This window comes from Pseudoalteromonas sp. PA2MD11 (genome assembly GCF_017808125.1).
Lineage (GTDB): Bacteria > Pseudomonadota > Gammaproteobacteria > Enterobacterales > Alteromonadaceae > Pseudoalteromonas > Pseudoalteromonas simplex.
The window spans coordinates 47,231-64,434 of the sequence record NZ_JADKNF010000009.1 but is presented as its reverse complement, the minus strand read 5'-3'; the positions used below and the strand labels follow the sequence as shown (position 1 = coordinate 64,434).

At 42.8% G+C, this 17,204-nt stretch carries 17 protein-coding genes; 10 read left to right on the top strand and 7 right to left on the bottom strand.

Annotated elements, in window-relative coordinates:
- Positions 1-5: 5 nt before the first annotated feature.
- From ISP07_RS11350 to ISP07_RS11325, 6 genes are all read right to left on the bottom strand, one after another.
- Entirely contained in the window at positions 6-3,110 is a 3,105-nt protein-coding gene (locus ISP07_RS11350; RefSeq protein ID WP_209327669.1) for an efflux RND transporter permease subunit, read from the bottom strand.
- Positions 3,107-4,564: an efflux RND transporter periplasmic adaptor subunit gene (locus tag ISP07_RS11345; RefSeq protein WP_209327668.1), complete on the bottom strand. Its 1,458-nt coding sequence runs from the start codon at positions 4,562-4,564 to the stop codon at positions 3,107-3,109. Before ISP07_RS11345 ends, ISP07_RS11350 begins: the two co-directional genes overlap by 4 nt.
- The gene (locus ISP07_RS11340; protein WP_209327667.1) at positions 4,557-5,879 is read right to left on the bottom strand and encodes a TolC family protein; all 1,323 of its coding nucleotides are present in this window, start codon (positions 5,877-5,879) and stop codon (positions 4,557-4,559) included. Before ISP07_RS11340 ends, ISP07_RS11345 begins: the two co-directional genes overlap by 8 nt.
- A gap of 104 nt (positions 5,880-5,983) precedes the next feature.
- Positions 5,984-6,337, bottom strand: coding sequence for a hypothetical protein (locus tag ISP07_RS11335; protein WP_054552465.1), 354 nt, complete (start codon positions 6,335-6,337; stop codon positions 5,984-5,986).
- A gap of 43 nt (positions 6,338-6,380) precedes the next feature.
- Complete coding sequence (locus ISP07_RS11330) at positions 6,381-6,995, bottom strand: paraquat-inducible protein A (RefSeq protein WP_138600179.1); 615 nt, start codon at positions 6,993-6,995, stop codon at positions 6,381-6,383.
- Positions 6,996-7,049: 54 nt separating this feature from the next.
- Positions 7,050-8,327 (bottom strand): EAL and HDOD domain-containing protein, encoded by a 1,278-nt coding sequence (locus tag ISP07_RS11325; protein WP_228290600.1) that lies wholly within the window; start codon positions 8,325-8,327, stop codon positions 7,050-7,052.
- A gap of 104 nt (positions 8,328-8,431) precedes the next feature.
- Here ISP07_RS11325 and ISP07_RS11320 point away from each other — a divergent pair, with 104 nt between their 5' ends.
- From ISP07_RS11320 to ISP07_RS11310, 3 genes are all read left to right on the top strand, one after another.
- Complete coding sequence (locus ISP07_RS11320) at positions 8,432-9,193, top strand: substrate-binding periplasmic protein (protein WP_054552462.1); 762 nt, start codon at positions 8,432-8,434, stop codon at positions 9,191-9,193.
- Positions 9,194-9,276: 83 nt separating this feature from the next.
- A complete protein-coding gene (locus tag ISP07_RS11315; protein WP_194442174.1) occupies positions 9,277-9,843 on the top strand; it encodes a PhnA domain-containing protein in 567 nt (188 codons plus the stop codon).
- A 156-nt stretch (positions 9,844-9,999) separates the two neighbouring features.
- Positions 10,000-10,809: an META domain-containing protein gene (locus ISP07_RS11310; protein WP_138600177.1), complete on the top strand. Its 810-nt coding sequence runs from the start codon at positions 10,000-10,002 to the stop codon at positions 10,807-10,809.
- Between the two features lie 55 nt (positions 10,810-10,864).
- Here the strand turns inward: ISP07_RS11310 and ISP07_RS11305 are convergent, their stop codons facing one another.
- On the bottom strand, positions 10,865-11,704 hold the full coding sequence (locus tag ISP07_RS11305; RefSeq protein ID WP_209327716.1) for a 23S rRNA (adenine(2030)-N(6))-methyltransferase RlmJ: 840 nt from the start codon (positions 11,702-11,704) through the stop codon (positions 10,865-10,867).
- A 240-nt stretch (positions 11,705-11,944) separates the two neighbouring features.
- On the opposite strand from ISP07_RS11305, the gene ISP07_RS11300 reads away from it, so the two are divergent.
- The 7 genes from ISP07_RS11300 to ISP07_RS11270 all read left to right on the top strand — a co-directional run bounded on the left by ISP07_RS11300 (position 11,945) and on the right by ISP07_RS11270 (position 17,168).
- Positions 11,945-12,175: a hypothetical protein gene (locus tag ISP07_RS11300; protein ID WP_054552458.1), complete on the top strand. Its 231-nt coding sequence runs from the start codon at positions 11,945-11,947 to the stop codon at positions 12,173-12,175.
- Positions 12,175-12,462, top strand: coding sequence for a cell division protein ZapA (locus ISP07_RS11295; RefSeq protein ID WP_054552457.1), 288 nt, complete (start codon positions 12,175-12,177; stop codon positions 12,460-12,462). The genes ISP07_RS11300 and ISP07_RS11295 overlap by 1 nt, the downstream gene beginning before the upstream one ends.
- Before the next feature lie 68 nt (positions 12,463-12,530).
- Entirely contained in the window at positions 12,531-13,517 is a 987-nt protein-coding gene (locus ISP07_RS11290; RefSeq protein ID WP_209327666.1) for an MBL fold metallo-hydrolase, read from the top strand.
- Between the two features lie 28 nt (positions 13,518-13,545).
- Positions 13,546-15,042 carry a LysM peptidoglycan-binding domain-containing protein gene (locus ISP07_RS11285; RefSeq protein WP_209327665.1) on the top strand — a complete coding sequence of 499 codons (1,497 nt, stop codon included), beginning with the start codon at positions 13,546-13,548 and terminating at the stop codon, positions 15,040-15,042.
- A gap of 63 nt (positions 15,043-15,105) precedes the next feature.
- Positions 15,106-15,594, top strand: coding sequence for an FKBP-type peptidyl-prolyl cis-trans isomerase (locus ISP07_RS11280; RefSeq protein ID WP_054552455.1), 489 nt, complete (start codon positions 15,106-15,108; stop codon positions 15,592-15,594).
- A gap of 9 nt (positions 15,595-15,603) precedes the next feature.
- Positions 15,604-16,329, top strand: a complete 726-nt coding sequence (locus tag ISP07_RS11275; protein WP_209327664.1) for an SDR family NAD(P)-dependent oxidoreductase — start codon at positions 15,604-15,606, stop codon at positions 16,327-16,329.
- Complete coding sequence (locus tag ISP07_RS11270; protein ID WP_209327663.1) at positions 16,326-17,168, top strand: amidohydrolase family protein; 843 nt, start codon at positions 16,326-16,328, stop codon at positions 17,166-17,168. The genes ISP07_RS11275 and ISP07_RS11270 overlap by 4 nt, the downstream gene beginning before the upstream one ends.
- The last annotated feature ends 36 nt before the right edge of the window (positions 17,169-17,204 follow it).

Sequence of the window (17,204 nt, the reverse complement as noted above, 5' to 3'; positions counted from 1 at the left end):
AAGATTTATAGGTCGCGTTTACGCCATATAAAATAAAGCGCAGGTAACACAAGTAGCGTTAAAACTATGGCACTGAGCATCCCGCCGACCATAGGCGCTGCTATTCGGCTCATCACTTCACTACCCGTTCCAGTGCCATAAAGCACTGGCAGTAACCCTATGATAATAGTGGCAACTGTCATCATCACTGGTCTAACCCGAAGGCCTGCACCATTGATGATTGCTTGGCGCAGCTCTGTAACCGTGAACTGTGCTGATTGCGCTTTAGCATCTTGATAAGCTTGGTTGAGATAAACCAGCATGATCACGCCAATTTCCACAGCAACTCCAGCTAAGGCAATAAAACCAACCCCAACTGCAACCGAGAAGTTAAAGCCTTCAAGGTACATCAGCCAAATACCGCCTATCATTGCAAGCGGTAAGGTTAGCATGATCATTGCCACCTCAATAAAGCTTCTAAAATTGAGGTATAACAGCACCACAATAATTGCCAAGGTAAGTGGCAACACGTAACTGAGTTTAGCTTTTGCGCGCTCCATGTATTCATATTGCCCCGCCCACGTAATTGAGTAACCAGCAGGTAGCTCGAGTTGCTCATGCAGCGCTTGTTGCGCACGCTCAACATAACTGCCGATATCACTGCCTTCAATGTCGATTAAGCTCCAGCCATTAATACGTGCATTTTCACTTTTAATACCCGGCGGGCCATCTTCGATAAAGACATGGGCAACATCAGCCAATGCGATACGCTGTCCGTTTGGTGTCACTATCGGTAACAACTTAAGCTCTTCTGGCGAGTCGCGATAATCTTGCGGGTAGCGCAAGTTAACTGGGTAACGCTCTTGCCCTTCAACCGTTTCGGTCACATTCATACCACCGATAGCGGTGGCAACTACCTGTTGCACATCAGCAATGTTCAAACCGTACCGTGCTGCTTTTTCACGGTTGATATCAACTTTGATGTAGCGACCACCGGCAACACGCTCTGAGTAAACCGACGCTGTGCCCGGTAAATCTTTTAGGATGACTTCAATTTGCTCACCGATTTTTTGAATTTCACTCAGCTTTGGCCCTGCTACTTTGATCCCCACAGGCGTTTTAATACCAGTGGCAAGCATGTCGATTCGCGTTTTAATTGGCATAACCCACGCATTAGTAAGCCCCGGGAACTTAACCAGATTATCGAGCTCTTTTTTCAGTTTCTCGGTTGTCATGCCCTCGCGCCACTGTGACTTTGGCTTTAACTGAATAAAGGTTTCGATCATGGTAAGCGGCGCAGGATCTGTGGCAGTGTCTGCGCGACCTACCTTACCAAACACCGACTCGACCTCTGGCACACTGGCAATTAACTTATCGGTCTGTTGTAAGATTTCACGGGCCTTACCAATTGAAATACCTGGGTAAGTCGTTGGCATATACATTAAGTCGCCCTCATCGAGAGGAGGAATAAACTCACTGCCAATTTTATTAACCGGATAAAAGCCGATAGCAGCCAACACCAAGGCCAGTACTAATGTCGTTTTCGGCGCTTTTAATACCGCACTTAATAAAGGTTTATAGGCTGCCACCAATAAACGGTTTACAGGGTTTTTCTGCTCAGAAATAACCCTACCGCGAATAAAGTAGCCCATTAATACCGGCACCAGTGTAATCGCTAAACCCGCCGAAGCTGCCATCGCATACGTTTTTGTATAAGCCAGTGGCGAGAACATGCGCCCTTCTTGTGCTTCAAGAATAAACACGGGCATAAAGCTGACGGTGATAATCAATAAACTAAAGAATAACGCAGGCCCGACTTCTGCGGCTGAGTCCATCACCACTTGCCAGCGATTCTCGTCGGTCAGTGGGGTTTTCTCCATATGCTTGTGCATATTTTCTATCATCACGATAGCACCATCGGTCATTGCACCAATAGCAATCGCTATCCCGCCAAGCGACATGATATTGGCGTTTATACCTTGCCAATACATCACCACAAAAGCCGTTAAAATACCCATTGGCAACGTGATAATGGCTACGATCGATGAGCGTATATGGAATAAAAACACTACACACACTAAGGCCACCACGATTAATTCTTCAATTAACTTTGAGCTTAAGTTATCAAGCGCTTGGGTAATAAGGTTTGAGCGGTCGTACACAGGGATGATTTCAACCCCCTCTGGCAGGCCTTTTTTGAGCGACTCGAGTTTTTCTTTTACTAGTTTGATGGTCGCTTCGGCGTTTTCTCCAAAGCGCATCACAACTACACCACCTGTTACTTCACCCTCGCCGTTTAGTTCGGCAATACCACGGCGCATTTGCGGCCCAAGTTTTATATCAGCCACATCACGTAATTGCAGTGGCGTGCCATTGGCATTAGTACCCAGCGGAATGGCTTCTAAATCTGCCACACTCTTAATATAACCTGTGCTCGATACCATGTATTCAGCTTCTGCCATTTCGACCACTGAAGCACCACGCTCTTGGTTACCTTGCTTAATCGCTGTTTGAATTAAACTTAGCGGAATACCATAAGCACGCAATTTATCGGGGTCGACATTCACCTGATACTGCTTAACCATACCGCCAACAGACGCTACTTCTGATACGCCCGGCACCGTTTGCAGCTCAAACTTTAAAAACCAATCTTGCAGGCTTCGTAGCTGGCTAATATCGTGCTTACCAGTTTTATCCACCAGCGCATACAAGTAAATCCAGCCTACCCCTGTTGCATCAGGGCCAAGTTCAGGCCTCGCTGAATCCGGTAAGCGAGCACTTACTTGACTCAAATATTCTTGTACTCGACTACGGGCCCAGTAAAGGTCGGTGTCTTCATTAAAAATAACGTATACATAAGAGTCACCAAAAAACGAAAAGCCCCTTACCGTTTCAGCACCCGGCACCGACAACATGGCTGTAGTGATAGGAAACGTTACTTGGTCTTGCACCACTTGTGGCGCTTGTCCTGGGTAAGATGTTTTTACAATAACCTGTATATCAGATAAGTCAGGCAAGGCATCAACTGGGGTACTCTTTAAAGAAAACATCCCAAAACCTGCCAACATTAAAGACAGCAGTAATACAAAGAAGCGATTACCGACTGACCAACGGATCACGGCAGCTATCATTGCATTTCTCCTTGCATAGGGTGGCTCATGGTCATGATGTCAAAAATCACAAACTCACCTTCCACCAATTTAAAGGTAAAATGCACTTCATCATCGCTTTGTAAACTAGACATATCGATGCGCGGCGAAAAGTGAAACTCCATAGTTGCAGCCCCGCGCCCCCACTTAGGGATGGCTTCGCGACTAATCACGGCAGTACGGGCTTCGCGATCAATGCTGTTGATCACGCCATTCACCATTGCGCTGTCACTATCCGGTTCTTGCATACGCATAAAGTCAGAACTCTTACTTGATTCTGAATCTATTAAGAACTGCGCTGAAACCACAACGTTATCGTCTTTCAGTAAGCCTGATAAAATTTCGACATCATGATTATCACTACGGCCTAGCGTCACTGCGACTGACTTAAAGCGCCCTTCACCTAAATCAATCACGACACGGTCTTGGCTACCTGTGCGGATCACCGCTTCTTTGGCTATCACTAATTGCGGCTCAGTTGGCTTAGTAGTAATGCTCACTTCAGCAAACATATTCGGTTTTAATAAGCCATCTTGGTTAGCAAAGCGTAAACGCACGCGCAGGGTACGGTTTTTCTCATCAAGGGTTGGATAAATATAATCGACCTTGCCTTGCCAGCGTTTGCCCGGTAAGTAGTCTAAGCTCATCGTCACTGGCAAGCCTTTATGAATAAGCCCGGCTTGACGCTCAAAAACTTCAGCCTCAACCCAAACCTCTTCTAGGTGAGCAATACTCATCATGGTTGTGCCTGGCTTCACAAAGAAGCCTTCGCGGATATTTAGCTCATCCAATACGCCACTTTGCTTGGCATAAAAGGTAATGTTCTGTCTGACCTTTTGGCTTTGCTCTAATCGCACAATAAAATCGTCAGAAACATTCAGTGAGGCTAAGCGTGCTTTTGCCGCACGTATAAGCACCGCATTGTTACGTTTTAGTGCAAGCAGTAGCTCTTCTTGCGCATTCACTAGCTGTGGAGAATACAAGGTATAAAGTGGCTCGCCTTGCTTAACTTGGTCACCTGCAGCTTTTACATATAAGGTTTCTATCCAACCTTCGACACGAGGGTGAATATGCACGAGTTGGTCTTGGTCGTATTGCACATAGCCAACCGTATCAACCGTCGTTTGTAATGATTTAAACCTTACAGGCGCTGTTCTTACCCCTAAATTATTAACGACCGCTGGTGAAACTCTCACAGTTCCCGGGCTGTCTTCAGCGCTACTTTGCTCCTCATAGACAGGGACTAATTCCATACCCATTGGTGATAACCCCGGTTCATCACGGCGGTAATTGCTGTCCATAGGCGCCACCCAATATAGCGGCTTTTTCTCAGCGCTTGGCATAGCTCCATGATCTGGCTCAGCTAGTTTATTTACAGCTGTTGCCAATGCCGCACCTACCGCCAAGGCGATAACTAATTTCACTGTGTTATTCATTGCTAGCTCCTTGGCTTTGTGCTGCATTTATTTGGTTATCTTTTGCTGCTGCGTAATAGTTAAGGCGAGCGAGGGTAATTTGTTTATCAATTTCGATATTCAACGCATCAATTTTTGCGTTAAGTTCGCTGATGCGTGCGCGCATCACTTCTGAAAAGTCACCATCATCATTGGTGTAAGCATTTAATGTCGCTTCGGCTTGCTCTGCCATTTGCGGTAATAGCTGCTGTTGATACAGTGCTTTGCGCTGAGCAAGTCGGCTTAGTTGGCTAAGCTCTTTAAAATACTGACCTTGCAGTTTTTGCAGGGTAATAAGCTTGTTGGTTTTTACCGCCTCGGCATTAGCTATTGCGGCATTAACTTGTTGATCTTGACGGTTATCAGTAAACAGCGGTAAATCAATACTCACCCCAATAGAGAATAAGTCAGCGCGAGAGTCACCCATCGGGGTATCATCACGATAGCCATAGCCTAGGTTCATACCAAATTGCGGCTTATACGCCTCTTTAGCCACTTGCACTTGAGTGTTTTTAGCACGCATTGCATGATCAATAGCAATAATTGCCGGGTGACTCATCAACACTTCAGTCACCCCCGATGGTGCAAGCTCTTGATAAGCCATGACTGCGGTCACCTTGGTGTTTTCATCGCTCACTGCACCGTTTAGCATTTCAATAGGTAGCCATTGTGCTAGTCGCTTTTTGGCACTATCAAACTGTTGCTCTAACATCACCAGCTTATCTTCAAGCCGAGTCAGCTCTAGCTGGGCGCGAATAATATCCTGCTGGCGAGTCGCACCAAGTGTATTGGCATAGCTTGCTTCTGTAATATCAATAAGTTGATTAAATAAGGCTTTATCTTGGTTGATCAGTTGAATGCTTTTTTGTGCGCGATAGGCATTTAGCCATGCTTCGCTAACAATAGCTTTAACCTGTGCTTGGCGGTCTGCTCTAAGCCAAGGGTATTGCTCAGCCGATTGTTTTAAAGCTTGTTGCTGTAAGGCAAGACTATCACCTCGGCTAAATTGTTGTGACAAGCCCACTTTGAATTGCGTCATACCCTCTTGGTCAAAGGCAAAGCCATCGGTTGGTAAGTTCATGAGTCCAACGGTTAACACAGGATCTGGCAAGGTACCTGCCGCAATGCTTTGCGCTTCTATCGCCTGTTGCTGGTATTTATTTGCCTGTAACCAAGGCTCGTGAGTCAATGCATAATCAATCACCTGATTGAGTGCTAACGGCTCTGCTTTCACTAAACTTGAGGTTATCAATACTGCGCCTAGAGAAAGCGACTTAATCAATTTGCTGTGAATCATCACATGCTCCAAAAATCTTAAAAATGGTTAAAAAACAATAGATTTTGGGTGCAGAATGAGGTGTATTTCAGCGTTTTACTGAATTTTAGACAGACCTATCCTGCTTAAGCAGTAATAGGTGGACGATATAAAGAACTGACGTGAAAACTAAGCTGGCTGGCGCCTAACATGGTGACTTTTTCTGATTGCTTAATTGATTTAACAACTAAATCATTTAACGGCAGGAGTGAGTGAGCTGTACAGGCATTGAACGGACACGCACAATCGCTGTTATCCATTACGTCTTCATGGCAACAATCCATATCACTCATGTCGCTGTCAGCATTCATATTAGCATGATGATCCATTTGCATGCTGGCATGTGGCATATCACATACCATAGCAACAGACGCAACTGACTGACCCACAAAAGTGAGCAGCATCATAGCTATCAATAAGTAGCTTGAAAGTCGCGTCATCATCATACCTTAAAAATTAAGTGCCCAAATTGTAGCCCGAAATTTACGAACTCGACAAGGGTTTATCTATTTTTATGCTACTGCTGGCAGCAATAGCAAACAAGCAATAACCTGTAAAATACCAAAATCCATCACCCAATTCAGCATGCATTTTTATCAACTCGCCCATTTGCCCATCGGCATTACCTGCTAAATAAGACACGATCAATGCAATCACAAACACATCGACCATGCTCCATTTACTTAGGCCTTGTATGAGTTGACCGAGCAAATACTTAAACCTATTCACTGGTAAGAAACAATAAAGCAATTGCATCAGGAGTTTTAAGGTGGGAATGACAATCGAGAACACTGCTACAAGCGCGGCAACAAGGTAGTTTTTGTTATTAGCAAGCTCATTCACGGTGCCCCAAATGCTGCGTGTTTTTTTGTAGGCATCGATTTCTCCTTCAAGCTTATCAAGCCCCAGCATGCTTGATGCCATCATTAACACGCTACGGGTATTGCGATCGCCTTCATCGGCAATCATTTCAATACCTGTTTTGGCAAGCTTAGATTTATCAATTTTTCCTTCAAGGGTGAGCACTGGCTGGGTTACACCGGGAATAAGTAACACTAAGGCAATTAAAATAGCCAGTATAGGAAAAACAACACGCATTAGTTACAAACCTTTTTAATACTCAGAGTCTGCATCATAACGAACTCTGCGCTCCTAGTCTGTAACCGATGATAAGCTTGCGAATACTTCATCTGCGTATGCGCGGGCATCATACATAGCTTGAAAAACCACATCCATTTTTGAGGCTGGGCGGATCATCTTGAGTAGTTCAAGGGCTGTGTGCCACTGCTCTTCTTCCATTGCTTTAGCAAGTTGTAAGCTCGCCCCTTGCATGCCATTAAAGTTTAACAGTGCACTCGAAAGCTCACTACCCAATGAAAACTCTTTGGCAATGATATTAAGCTCCATATCTAAAATAGCATCTAAAACAGAGAGTAAGCCGACTAAATAGCCTTGTTCAGCTAGGTCTTTACCGCCGGGTTCAAGCATCAAAGCAATAAATTTAGCTCTTGTTAAACCAAGTTTGGTCAGCTCTTGCGGTTTGTCATTGCCTAATTCGCTTAGCGCTAATACCCGCACAAATTGTCTAATCGCATCTTCACCAAGGTAAATAACCGCTTGTGAAATCGAACGAATTGTTTGCCGGCTATTACTTATACGCGCATTAACTAATTTTAAAATGCGTGCAGTAAGGCCAATATCTTTAGCAACACGTTGTTGAATTGCATCAAAATTTAAATCTGTTTGCGCAGTACAGTTAAGTAATTCAAGCACAGCAATTTTTGATGGTTCAACATTACCAAAACTCAAAAGCTCCGGCTTGGCAAAAAAGTAGCCCTGAAACAGGTCGCAACCTGCTGCTTTTAGTTGTTGAAAGTCTTCATAATTTTCAATGCGTTCCACTATGATAGTGGTTTCTGGGAAGCTGCGTTTAAGCTTTTTGATCATCATGTTGGTTTTGATAATCGGCTGCGTAACTTCAAGCTTAATAAAATCCATCAAAGGCAAAATATCTTGCCATTTCTCTGTGCCATCATAATCATCAAGCGCGAACAAATAGCCTTCTTGTTTTAATTGTTTAACGCGGTTCACTACTTTTGGAATGCTAGTAGCCCGCTCCACTATTTCGATAACCGCACTGCGTGGCTGCAACAGCTTAGGAAAGTCATCCAAAATAGCGTCAGTCGATAGATTGATAAACGCAGGTTGAAAACCTGTTAGCTTCTCGAGTCCCATCAACATTAACGCGTTAAAAAACAGCCGCCCCGTTGCTTGGCCATCACTCGTTCCTACCGGAAAGACATTATCGCTCGATTCTCTATACAATAATTCGTAAGCATATAAACTTCTATCAGCATTAAATATTGGCTGCCGGGCTATATACTGAGTCATGCTCTGACTTTTATTACCTTCCATACTTAATTCTGACATTCAACTTCTCACTAAAATGTGGCTAACTCCACATTACTATTGTTATAAGTATAGTGAAAGATGTTTGCCTTGCTAAAAAACAAAAACCCAACCAAACTAGGTACATGAAAACGAATTCAATCAGACCATTGCGCTTCTCTAACTCGATTTTCTTACTGTTACTTTTTCTTACTCAAGCAGTTTTGGCTGAGCAGCAGCCTGTACTGAAATATAATGTAACCGGCTCTGGGAACTACTATCCTTATTATATTGATGACAAAAGCAATCCAGGGATCCTCCCCGAACTGATCAAGCAAGTTATGCAGCTTGCTGATGTTCAAGTAAAGCATGTCGAGCTTCCTGCAAAACGAACCGTCAAATACCTTCACCAAGGGAATATTGATTTTGATGTCATAAGCCCCGAGTGGCTGAGCCAGACAGAAAAACAAAACCGACAATTTAGTTACTCAGACACCCTGTTTGCAGTTGAGGAGTATCTCGTGAGTTTAAAAAGCTCGGTGGCTCAATGGCAGCAACTCAACAGTATTCGTAATCAACCCGTAGGGACTGTTTTAGGCTATTACTATTATGACGATAACCGCTTTAAACGGGTTGATTTTCACTCTGAACAACAACTCATTCAGGCACTAAAAATACACCGAATTGAGGTCGTCATAATAGATAAACTGCCAGCATTATATTGGGCTGAGCAATTTGATGCTGATATCAGTTTTGGCGCATTACACTCGCTAGGCAACCTAAAAATTCGCCTGCGCAGTGAACATCAATCATTGTTACCAAAAATAAATGCAGCAATCAAAGAACTTAAAAATTCTGGCAGCTTAGATGCCATAATCAATAAATACACAAAAACTATACCCCTATAATAACTAGGGATATTCCGCTTCAGTCCCTCTTTTGCTATAATGCGCGCTGTTTTTCTTACCTTGTAAACTTAAAAGAGCCTCCTATGAGCATTGAACAAGCCCTAATCGAACGCAGTAATAACCAATGTGAACTTTGTGCCGCTACAGATAACCTATCTGTATACGAAGTGCCGCCTGTTACAGAGGCTCATTCTGATAAATGCATTTATGTCTGCCAAACTTGTAAAGATCAAATCGAAAACAATGCTGATTTAACTGCAAACCATTGGCACTGTTTGAATGACAGTATGTGGAGTCAAATTCCAGCGGTACAAGTTGTCGCTTACCGCATGCTGAAACGCTTAGCTACTGATAACGGCTGGGCACAAGATGCACTCGATATGATTTATCTTGAAGAAGACACATTAAAATGGGCGCAAACAGCGCTAGCTGAAGATGACGACATTAAACACATCGACAGTAATGGTGTTGTGCTGCAGGCGGGTGATACAGTGACACTTATTAAAGATCTTGATGTGAAAGGCAGCAGCCTTGTTGCTAAGCGTGGCACAGCAGTAAGAAACATTGGCTTAACGAGCAATCCAGAACACATTGAAGGCCGTGTTGATGGTCAACGTATTGTTATTCTTACCAAATACGTGAAAAAATAACGTTTATTCTTATGCGCTTTATGTTCTTAAAGCGATTCGTTATTACGAAAATGGGCTTAGTGCCCATTTTTTGTTAATTAAGCTATGATTAAGACAGCGAACTTTATGCTAGGCAATTAAATATGATGCATAACCCTAAACGCAAGGAAAATAATCATGGCTTCGGATACCTTTTCATCTTTCAAACGCGCTTCTCTATGCAGTTTAATGATCTTAGGAAGCAGCTTGGTTTTAACAGGCTGTGGTGAAGACTCTAGTGCACCACAAGCTGAGCAATCATCAATGAAAACCCTGAATACTCAAATCACCTATTTAGATCGTAGTATGCTACCTCCGGGTTCAGTATTAAAAGTACAGCTCGCTGATGTTTCTAAAATGGATGTCAAGGCTGAAGTAATTAGCGAACAAGAAATTCAATTAGATGGTGCACCACCATATGATGTAGCACTTGAATATGACGAAAGCAAAATTGCTGACCGTCACCGCTACAGTGTAAGTGCACGCATTGAGAATCAAGGTAAATTACTTTACATCAGCACCACTCACAATAATCCATTTGCCGAAGATGCCGCTGGCGATCTGTACAAGGTAACGGTGACTAAAGTATCAGCGAAAAAGCCAGACGTGACTTTGACCAATACCTATTGGAAAGCAGTTACCATCAGCGGTGAGGCTATCACCGTTGAAAATAAAGAACCTTTCGTACAGTTTAAAGACGATGGTTCAACCAATGGTCACTTAGGTTGTAATAACTTCTCAGGCAGTTACGAGGTTAATGAGCAGGCGCTCACATTCAAGCCATTAGCAAGCACCAAAAAAATGTGTGTATCACAAATGGATATTGAAGCGGCCATGTCGGCAGCACTTGCAGCCACGGCTAAGTACTCAATCAATGGTGAGCAGTTAACCTTGTTAGATGATAGTGATGAGCCACTTGCGACCTTCGCAGCGACTTATATGAATTAACAACAGTTAAATTAACAACGCCCAGCAATTGCTGGGCGTTTTTGTATTGAAGAAATTACTCTTCAACTAATTGTTCACTGCGATAAAAACCACTGCTATCGCTTAGTATGGAAACAAGTTCTGGTAATACAGCATCCATCGTTTGCTTTAATTTCCATGGCGGGTTGATCACTATCATTCCCGATGCAGTCATACCATGAACGTCGGTATCGGACTCTGTTGCAAGCTCGAAAAGCTGAATGTTACGCATACCCGATGCGATTAAACCCGCCTCCATTCTGTCAATTCGTTCACGGTCTACAACCGGATACCAAATCATGTACGTCCCCGTAGCAAAGCGTTTATGCGCCTTAACAAGAGTATTAACGACCGTATCGTAATCGTTTTTTATTTCGTAAGGAGGGTCAATAAGCACGCAAGCTCGACGTGATGCTGGTGGTAATAAACCAATTAAGCCTTGAAAGCCGTTTTCACCACGTACGCGAATAGAACGCTTACCTTTCATGTTGTCTTGCAGTAACTGTAAGTCACGTGGATGCAACTCAAAGAACCAACCGTTATCTTGGCGACGTAAAAAGTGCTCTGCAATTTTTGGCGAACCTGGGTAAAAATCTAAATTACCATTTGAATTAAATGATTTAATCAGCTCAATATACTCATTAAGTGCATCATGCTCACTGTTGTGCTGCCAAAGCTTAGCAATCCCATCTAAATACTCTTGTGTTTTTTGTGCATCACTGCCTGCAAGTTCAAAAAAGCCAGCACCTGAGTGGGTGTCCACATAATCAAGTGGTTTGTCTTTAATTGTTTGGTACTTAAGAACTTCAGCTAGAACAAGGTGTTTTAGCACATCAGCAGGGTTACCTGCATGAAAGGAGTGTCGATAACTAAGCATATTTATAAATCGCCAAATGCAAAACTGCATTAAAAATGAATAGCCATATTGTACATGATAAACAGAAAATGATCCTAGCATCTGGCGCTTTGGTGAATCATAAATGAATAAAAAAGCCGCTACGCTGAATTACACCTTAATAATAAATAAAAATCCCCTAAAACGGCCGTAAATGCTGGCATATCTAGACACTTTCCTTTACATTTGCATGACAATAATCACAGTTTTATGAGCGCATTTATGAATAACGAAACTCTTTCCCAACTCGAACAACTGATCGACAAATTAATCCTTCGCAACAGCGAACTTGAAAGTGAAGTTAAAAGCTTACAAGAACAAACCGCTAAGCTTTTAGATGAGAACGAAACTCTGCAACTAGAAGTACTCGAAAACGAAGAGAAACAAAAAGATACAAGCAGCACATTGACTGGCCTGCTTGAGAAATTACAAAGCGTTCAACAGGCTAGCTAATGAGCAGCCCACAAAGTCAGCGGGTCACCGTAGAGCTACTAGGTAAAGAACATGAGTTTTCTTGCCCTCCTGGGCAAGAGCATGCCCTAGTTGCTGCTGCACAAAATTTGAATGACTTAGTGGAGCAAATGAAACAACGCTCATCGGTTCGCAATGACCAAAAAGCATTGCTGATGGCAGCATTACATTTAAGTCATGAATTGCTTGAAGTTAAATCTCAACAAGCAGAACAAGAGCAACAACATGACAGCTTAATAGATAAGCTCAGCCAGCACCTTAGTATTTAGAAAAAAGCGCATCCTGCGCTTTTTTTGTTTACAATCAATTCTACTAACCACTATCAGAGCCAAACACTATGCGATTTTGTGCTTTTTTGATCTGTCTTTTCGTAAGCTATAGCGCCCAAGCAAGCGTTAGCTGGCATAGCATCACTCCCGAAATCCAATTTCTACAACAACAAAATAAACTGCGTTTTTACGATTCGAATCAAGTGCTGATTGAAGGTAAAGAATGCGCATTAATGTTTGATGCCAGTGGTAACTTTGCCGAAGTAGAAAAGCTCGCAGTGCAGTTAAAAAAACGCTTAAAAACACCATTATGTTATTTAGTGGCGAGCCATTATCATGATGATCACCTGCTAGGCTTGGCCGTTTTACAGGCTGAGTTCCCTGAAACTAAACTTATTGTGCATCAGCAAGTAGCAACTGAGTTTGTAGCAATGCAGCAAGCATTGACAGATAAATTAGATGGTTATGAAAAAAGTATTGAATTGAGCTATCAACGCCTTGCCAATCAACCTGAAGATCAACAAGCTATTTGGCGCGACAAACTAGAACTTGCTAAAAAACGCTTATTTCGCTGGCGAGAGCTCACCTTAAAGCCACCGGCGATTAGCATTCCTGAACCAACACAGCTAGACCTTGGTAACTACCCTATCGTTATTACACCGTATCAAGCGCACACTAAAGGCGATCTTACTTTAAGTGCAGATCAAGGTCGCGTGCTGTTAGGTGGCGATATAGTCGACAGCTTACCCTATCCTGGGCATGGTACATTCACTCGCTGGATAACCACGCTGCAAGGTATCCAAAAAAATACCACACTGACAACTATTTTACCGGGTCACGGTAAGCCACTGACACCTGCTGAACTTGCACTCCCTTTGAGGTTTTTAAAAACCATTCAAGAGATGACAAATTCCTCGCCAGATAAACCAGTGAGTGAATTAATTCCGCTTTTTCCTGCAGAGGTTAAACAGCAATACCAGCTTGATGAAGTGGGCGAAAGAGCGTTTTCTATGTTTCTAGAAGCTGGACTTAAACAAAGCAAATTGTCAAAATAGGGCTAAAATAGTAAAAGGATTTTATTATATGGCTCAAGTAAGTTTGAAATATTTACTTTTGCTGAGCTTGTTTATTGGCTTACAAGGATGCCAAGTAACTCAGCAAGAAACAGAACAACAACGGGCAAGGCCGGAGATTTTTAGCCATTACGAGCCCGATTTAACAACCCAACAAGCACCTAGTGAGTTTGTCGATTCAACAGCTGTTGAACCACGTCCTGTTGCTGCGCCCATAGCAGTCAATAATACCCCGCTAGCAAAGCCTCGTTCGAAAGATTTATGGCAGCATATCGCCAACAATTTAACGCTGGTATTTCAAACCAATAAACATACATCTGCACGAGTAAAATGGTATTTAAAACAACCCAATTACCTGATTAAAGTAAATAAACGTGCGGCACCTTATTTGTATCATATCGTCACACGTATCGAGCAACAGAAGCTACCGATGGAGCTGGCCCTACTACCCTTTGTTGAAAGTGATTTTAGACCAACAATACGATCATCAGAGCAAGCCGTTGGTGTTTGGCAGTTAGTCGGCGCAACGGCTTATCATTTTGGTGTGCAAAGCGACCAATGGTATGACGGTCGCCAAGACATACTCGCTTCAACCGATGCCGCTTTAGCTTATTTAAGTTACTTACATAAACGCTTTGATGGTGACTGGCTGCATGCCCTTGCTGCCTATAACAGTGGTGAAGGACGCGTTAAAAAAGCCATCGAAAAAAATAAAAAGCTTGGCAAGAAAACTGACTATTGGTCATTATCATTACCAAAAGAAACCGCTGAATATATACCTAAACTTTTGGCACTTAGCTATTTACTAAAGCATCCTGAACAAGGCTTAAAGCGCCCTAAATTAGCGAATAAAGCACTCACCACAGAGTTTGATGTAGGCCAACAATTTGATTTTTCAGTGATCGCTAATTTATCTGGCATCGGCCATAATCAGCTCCATAAATTAAATCCAGGGTATTTAAAAAACCAAAGTTCCCCGAATGGCCCACATACTTTACTTCTGCCAATAGAGCGCCGTACGCTGTTACAAAGCAAACTGTTTCGCAACAATTTTGCTGGAGAATACACAGTACAAAAAGACGATACCCTTTACAGTATTTCAAGGCGTTTTAAAATGTCTGTAAAAGATCTAAAAACTCTCAACGATAAAACAACAAACTTGATTAAGATAGGTGAACAATTGCGCTTATCACAACCACAAACCATGCCGGAATCATTATTGGTTGATTACAATATCAGTCCCTACCTTGAGCAACATGAAGAAGTCATTTCTACAATCGCTATCGACTATCAGGTTAAACCTGGAGACTCAATTTGGAGTATTAGTCAACTTTATGATGTACCGCATAAAGATATTGCAACGTGGAATAAGCTCAGCGCTACCAGCATTTTAAAACCCGGTACTATTTTAACATTGCACTTACCACAAGCTAAGCCAACTGAGCCACAAGTGCCAGCAAGTGAAACCATGCTATCAGGGATTGAAAGCTCATTGAAAAAGCCTTGATTGCTCAGCACTTGTGGTTAGCGTAAAATCAGTGCCTATATTTAAATTCTAAAGAGAAATAACATGCAGATCAGTAAAGACGCAGCGGTTGAGTTTCACTACACACTTAGTGAAGCAGGCGAGCAAATCGAATCAAGTAAAGATGGCGAGCCACTTTCATATATCCATGGTACTGAAGGCATGCTTCCTGGTCTTGAGAAAGCCCTTGAAGGTAAAGCGGCTGGCGATAATTTTAGCGTAACACTTGAGCCTAGCGAATCTTACGGCGAACGCGTTGATAACCTAATTCAACGTATTCCACTTAAGCACTTACAAGGCAACACAAAAGTGTGGAAGCCAGGTATGACTGCTATCGTTCATTCAAATCAAGGTCGTCACCAAGTAACTATCGTTAAAGTAGGTCGTTTCAATGCAGATTGTGACTTAAACCATCCATTTGCAGGTAAAACGCTGACATTTGACGTTGAAGTAATTAATGTTCGCCAAGCGACAGCTGAAGAATTATCTCACGGCCACGTGCACGGTGAAGGCGGTTGTGGCCACAGCCACTAAGGGTAAATAATGACAAACGTTGCAATTGTCACCGGTGGCAGTAAAGGTATTGGCAAAGCGATAGTCGAGCGTTTAGAACGTGAAGCCTACACAGTTTATAACTTAGATATTACCCCATCAGAAGGCAATTATCGCCACTGTGATGCCAGTGATACTCAGCAAGTGAAGTCAGCTATCGCCGATATTGTTGCAGAAGAGGGTCGTGTCGATGCTTTAATTTCTAATGCGGGTCGTCATTTAAGTGCCAACATTGAAAATACCGACGAAGCAACGTTTGATGCCCTATTTGCGCTCAATGTGAAAGGTGCCTATGCAGCAATTCAAGCTGTATTACCTAGCATGAAAAGTCAGCAAGGCGGCAGTATTGTAGTGGTTGCCTCTGATCAGGCAATTATCGGCAAACCAAACTCGTTTGCTTATAACCTGACCAAGCATGCACTGGCTTCAATGGCAAAAACGACTGCACTGGATTATGCCGCGTTTAACATTCGTGCTAACGCTGTGTGCCCAGGTACAATAGAAACACCACTGTTTCATAATGCGATTGATGCCTACTGTCAGCGCAGTGGTGCAGATAAAGCAGAGATTGTTGCTGAAGAAGCCGCGCTGCAGCCGTTAGGCCGTTTAGGGCAACCCGAAGAAATTGCTGCTTTGGTTAATTTTTTAATAAGCCCAGAAGCGAGCTTTATTACTGGCAGCTTACAAAGTATTGATGGTGGATACACCACGCAATGAGCGACAAAATTATTGACCCTCATGTGCACTTTTTTAACCTCACTGAGGGTCAATACACTTGGCTACAAGGTAGTAATCCCCCCGCTTGGCCAAATCTAGATAAAATTAAAAAGCAAATTGTCGCTTCTGAACTTAAAGCTGCTTGTCCATTTCAACTAGAAGCCTTGGTGCATATTGAAGCTGGCTTTGATAATCAAGCACCAATTAATGAGCTCAATTGGCTTGCAACGCATTTAGACGACATTCCGTATCGCGCAATCAGCTACAGCCCGATTGACGCATCTCCCAAGCAATTTGAAGCGTCACTCAATAAGTTAGAACATCCATCTTTAGTTGGTATTCGCGATATAACAGAAGGTGATGAAGCTAGGCGTTTATTAACTCCCCACAGCCTAGATAATCTAGCTTTTATCGCAGCCGAAAACTTACACTTTGAAGCACAGTTTGAAATTGAAAACATACAGATAACTGAGCAGCTTATTAAGTATTGCACAGCACTACCATCACTACGTGTGGTGATTAATCATTTAGGCTTTATTAGTGATGAGCAAAGATGGCTTGAAGCAATCATTAAACTCAGCCGCTGCGATAATATCACGATAAAGTTCTCAGGGTTGGAGTTCACACAAATTGCCACAAACAAACACCTATGGCTGGTTGATAATTTAGTTAAGTACTTTGGTGAGCATCGCGTTATGTTTGCCAGTAACTTTCCTGTATGCCAAATAAATACCAGTTACGAAAACTGCTGGCAACACTATCACTCACTGTGCTCGCTGCCGAGTTTATGGCATCAACTTAGCTATAAAAACGCCTACGAAATCTATCTAATTGCTTAAAAACTAGCTATATTCAAATAAGTTAATTTATCTGGA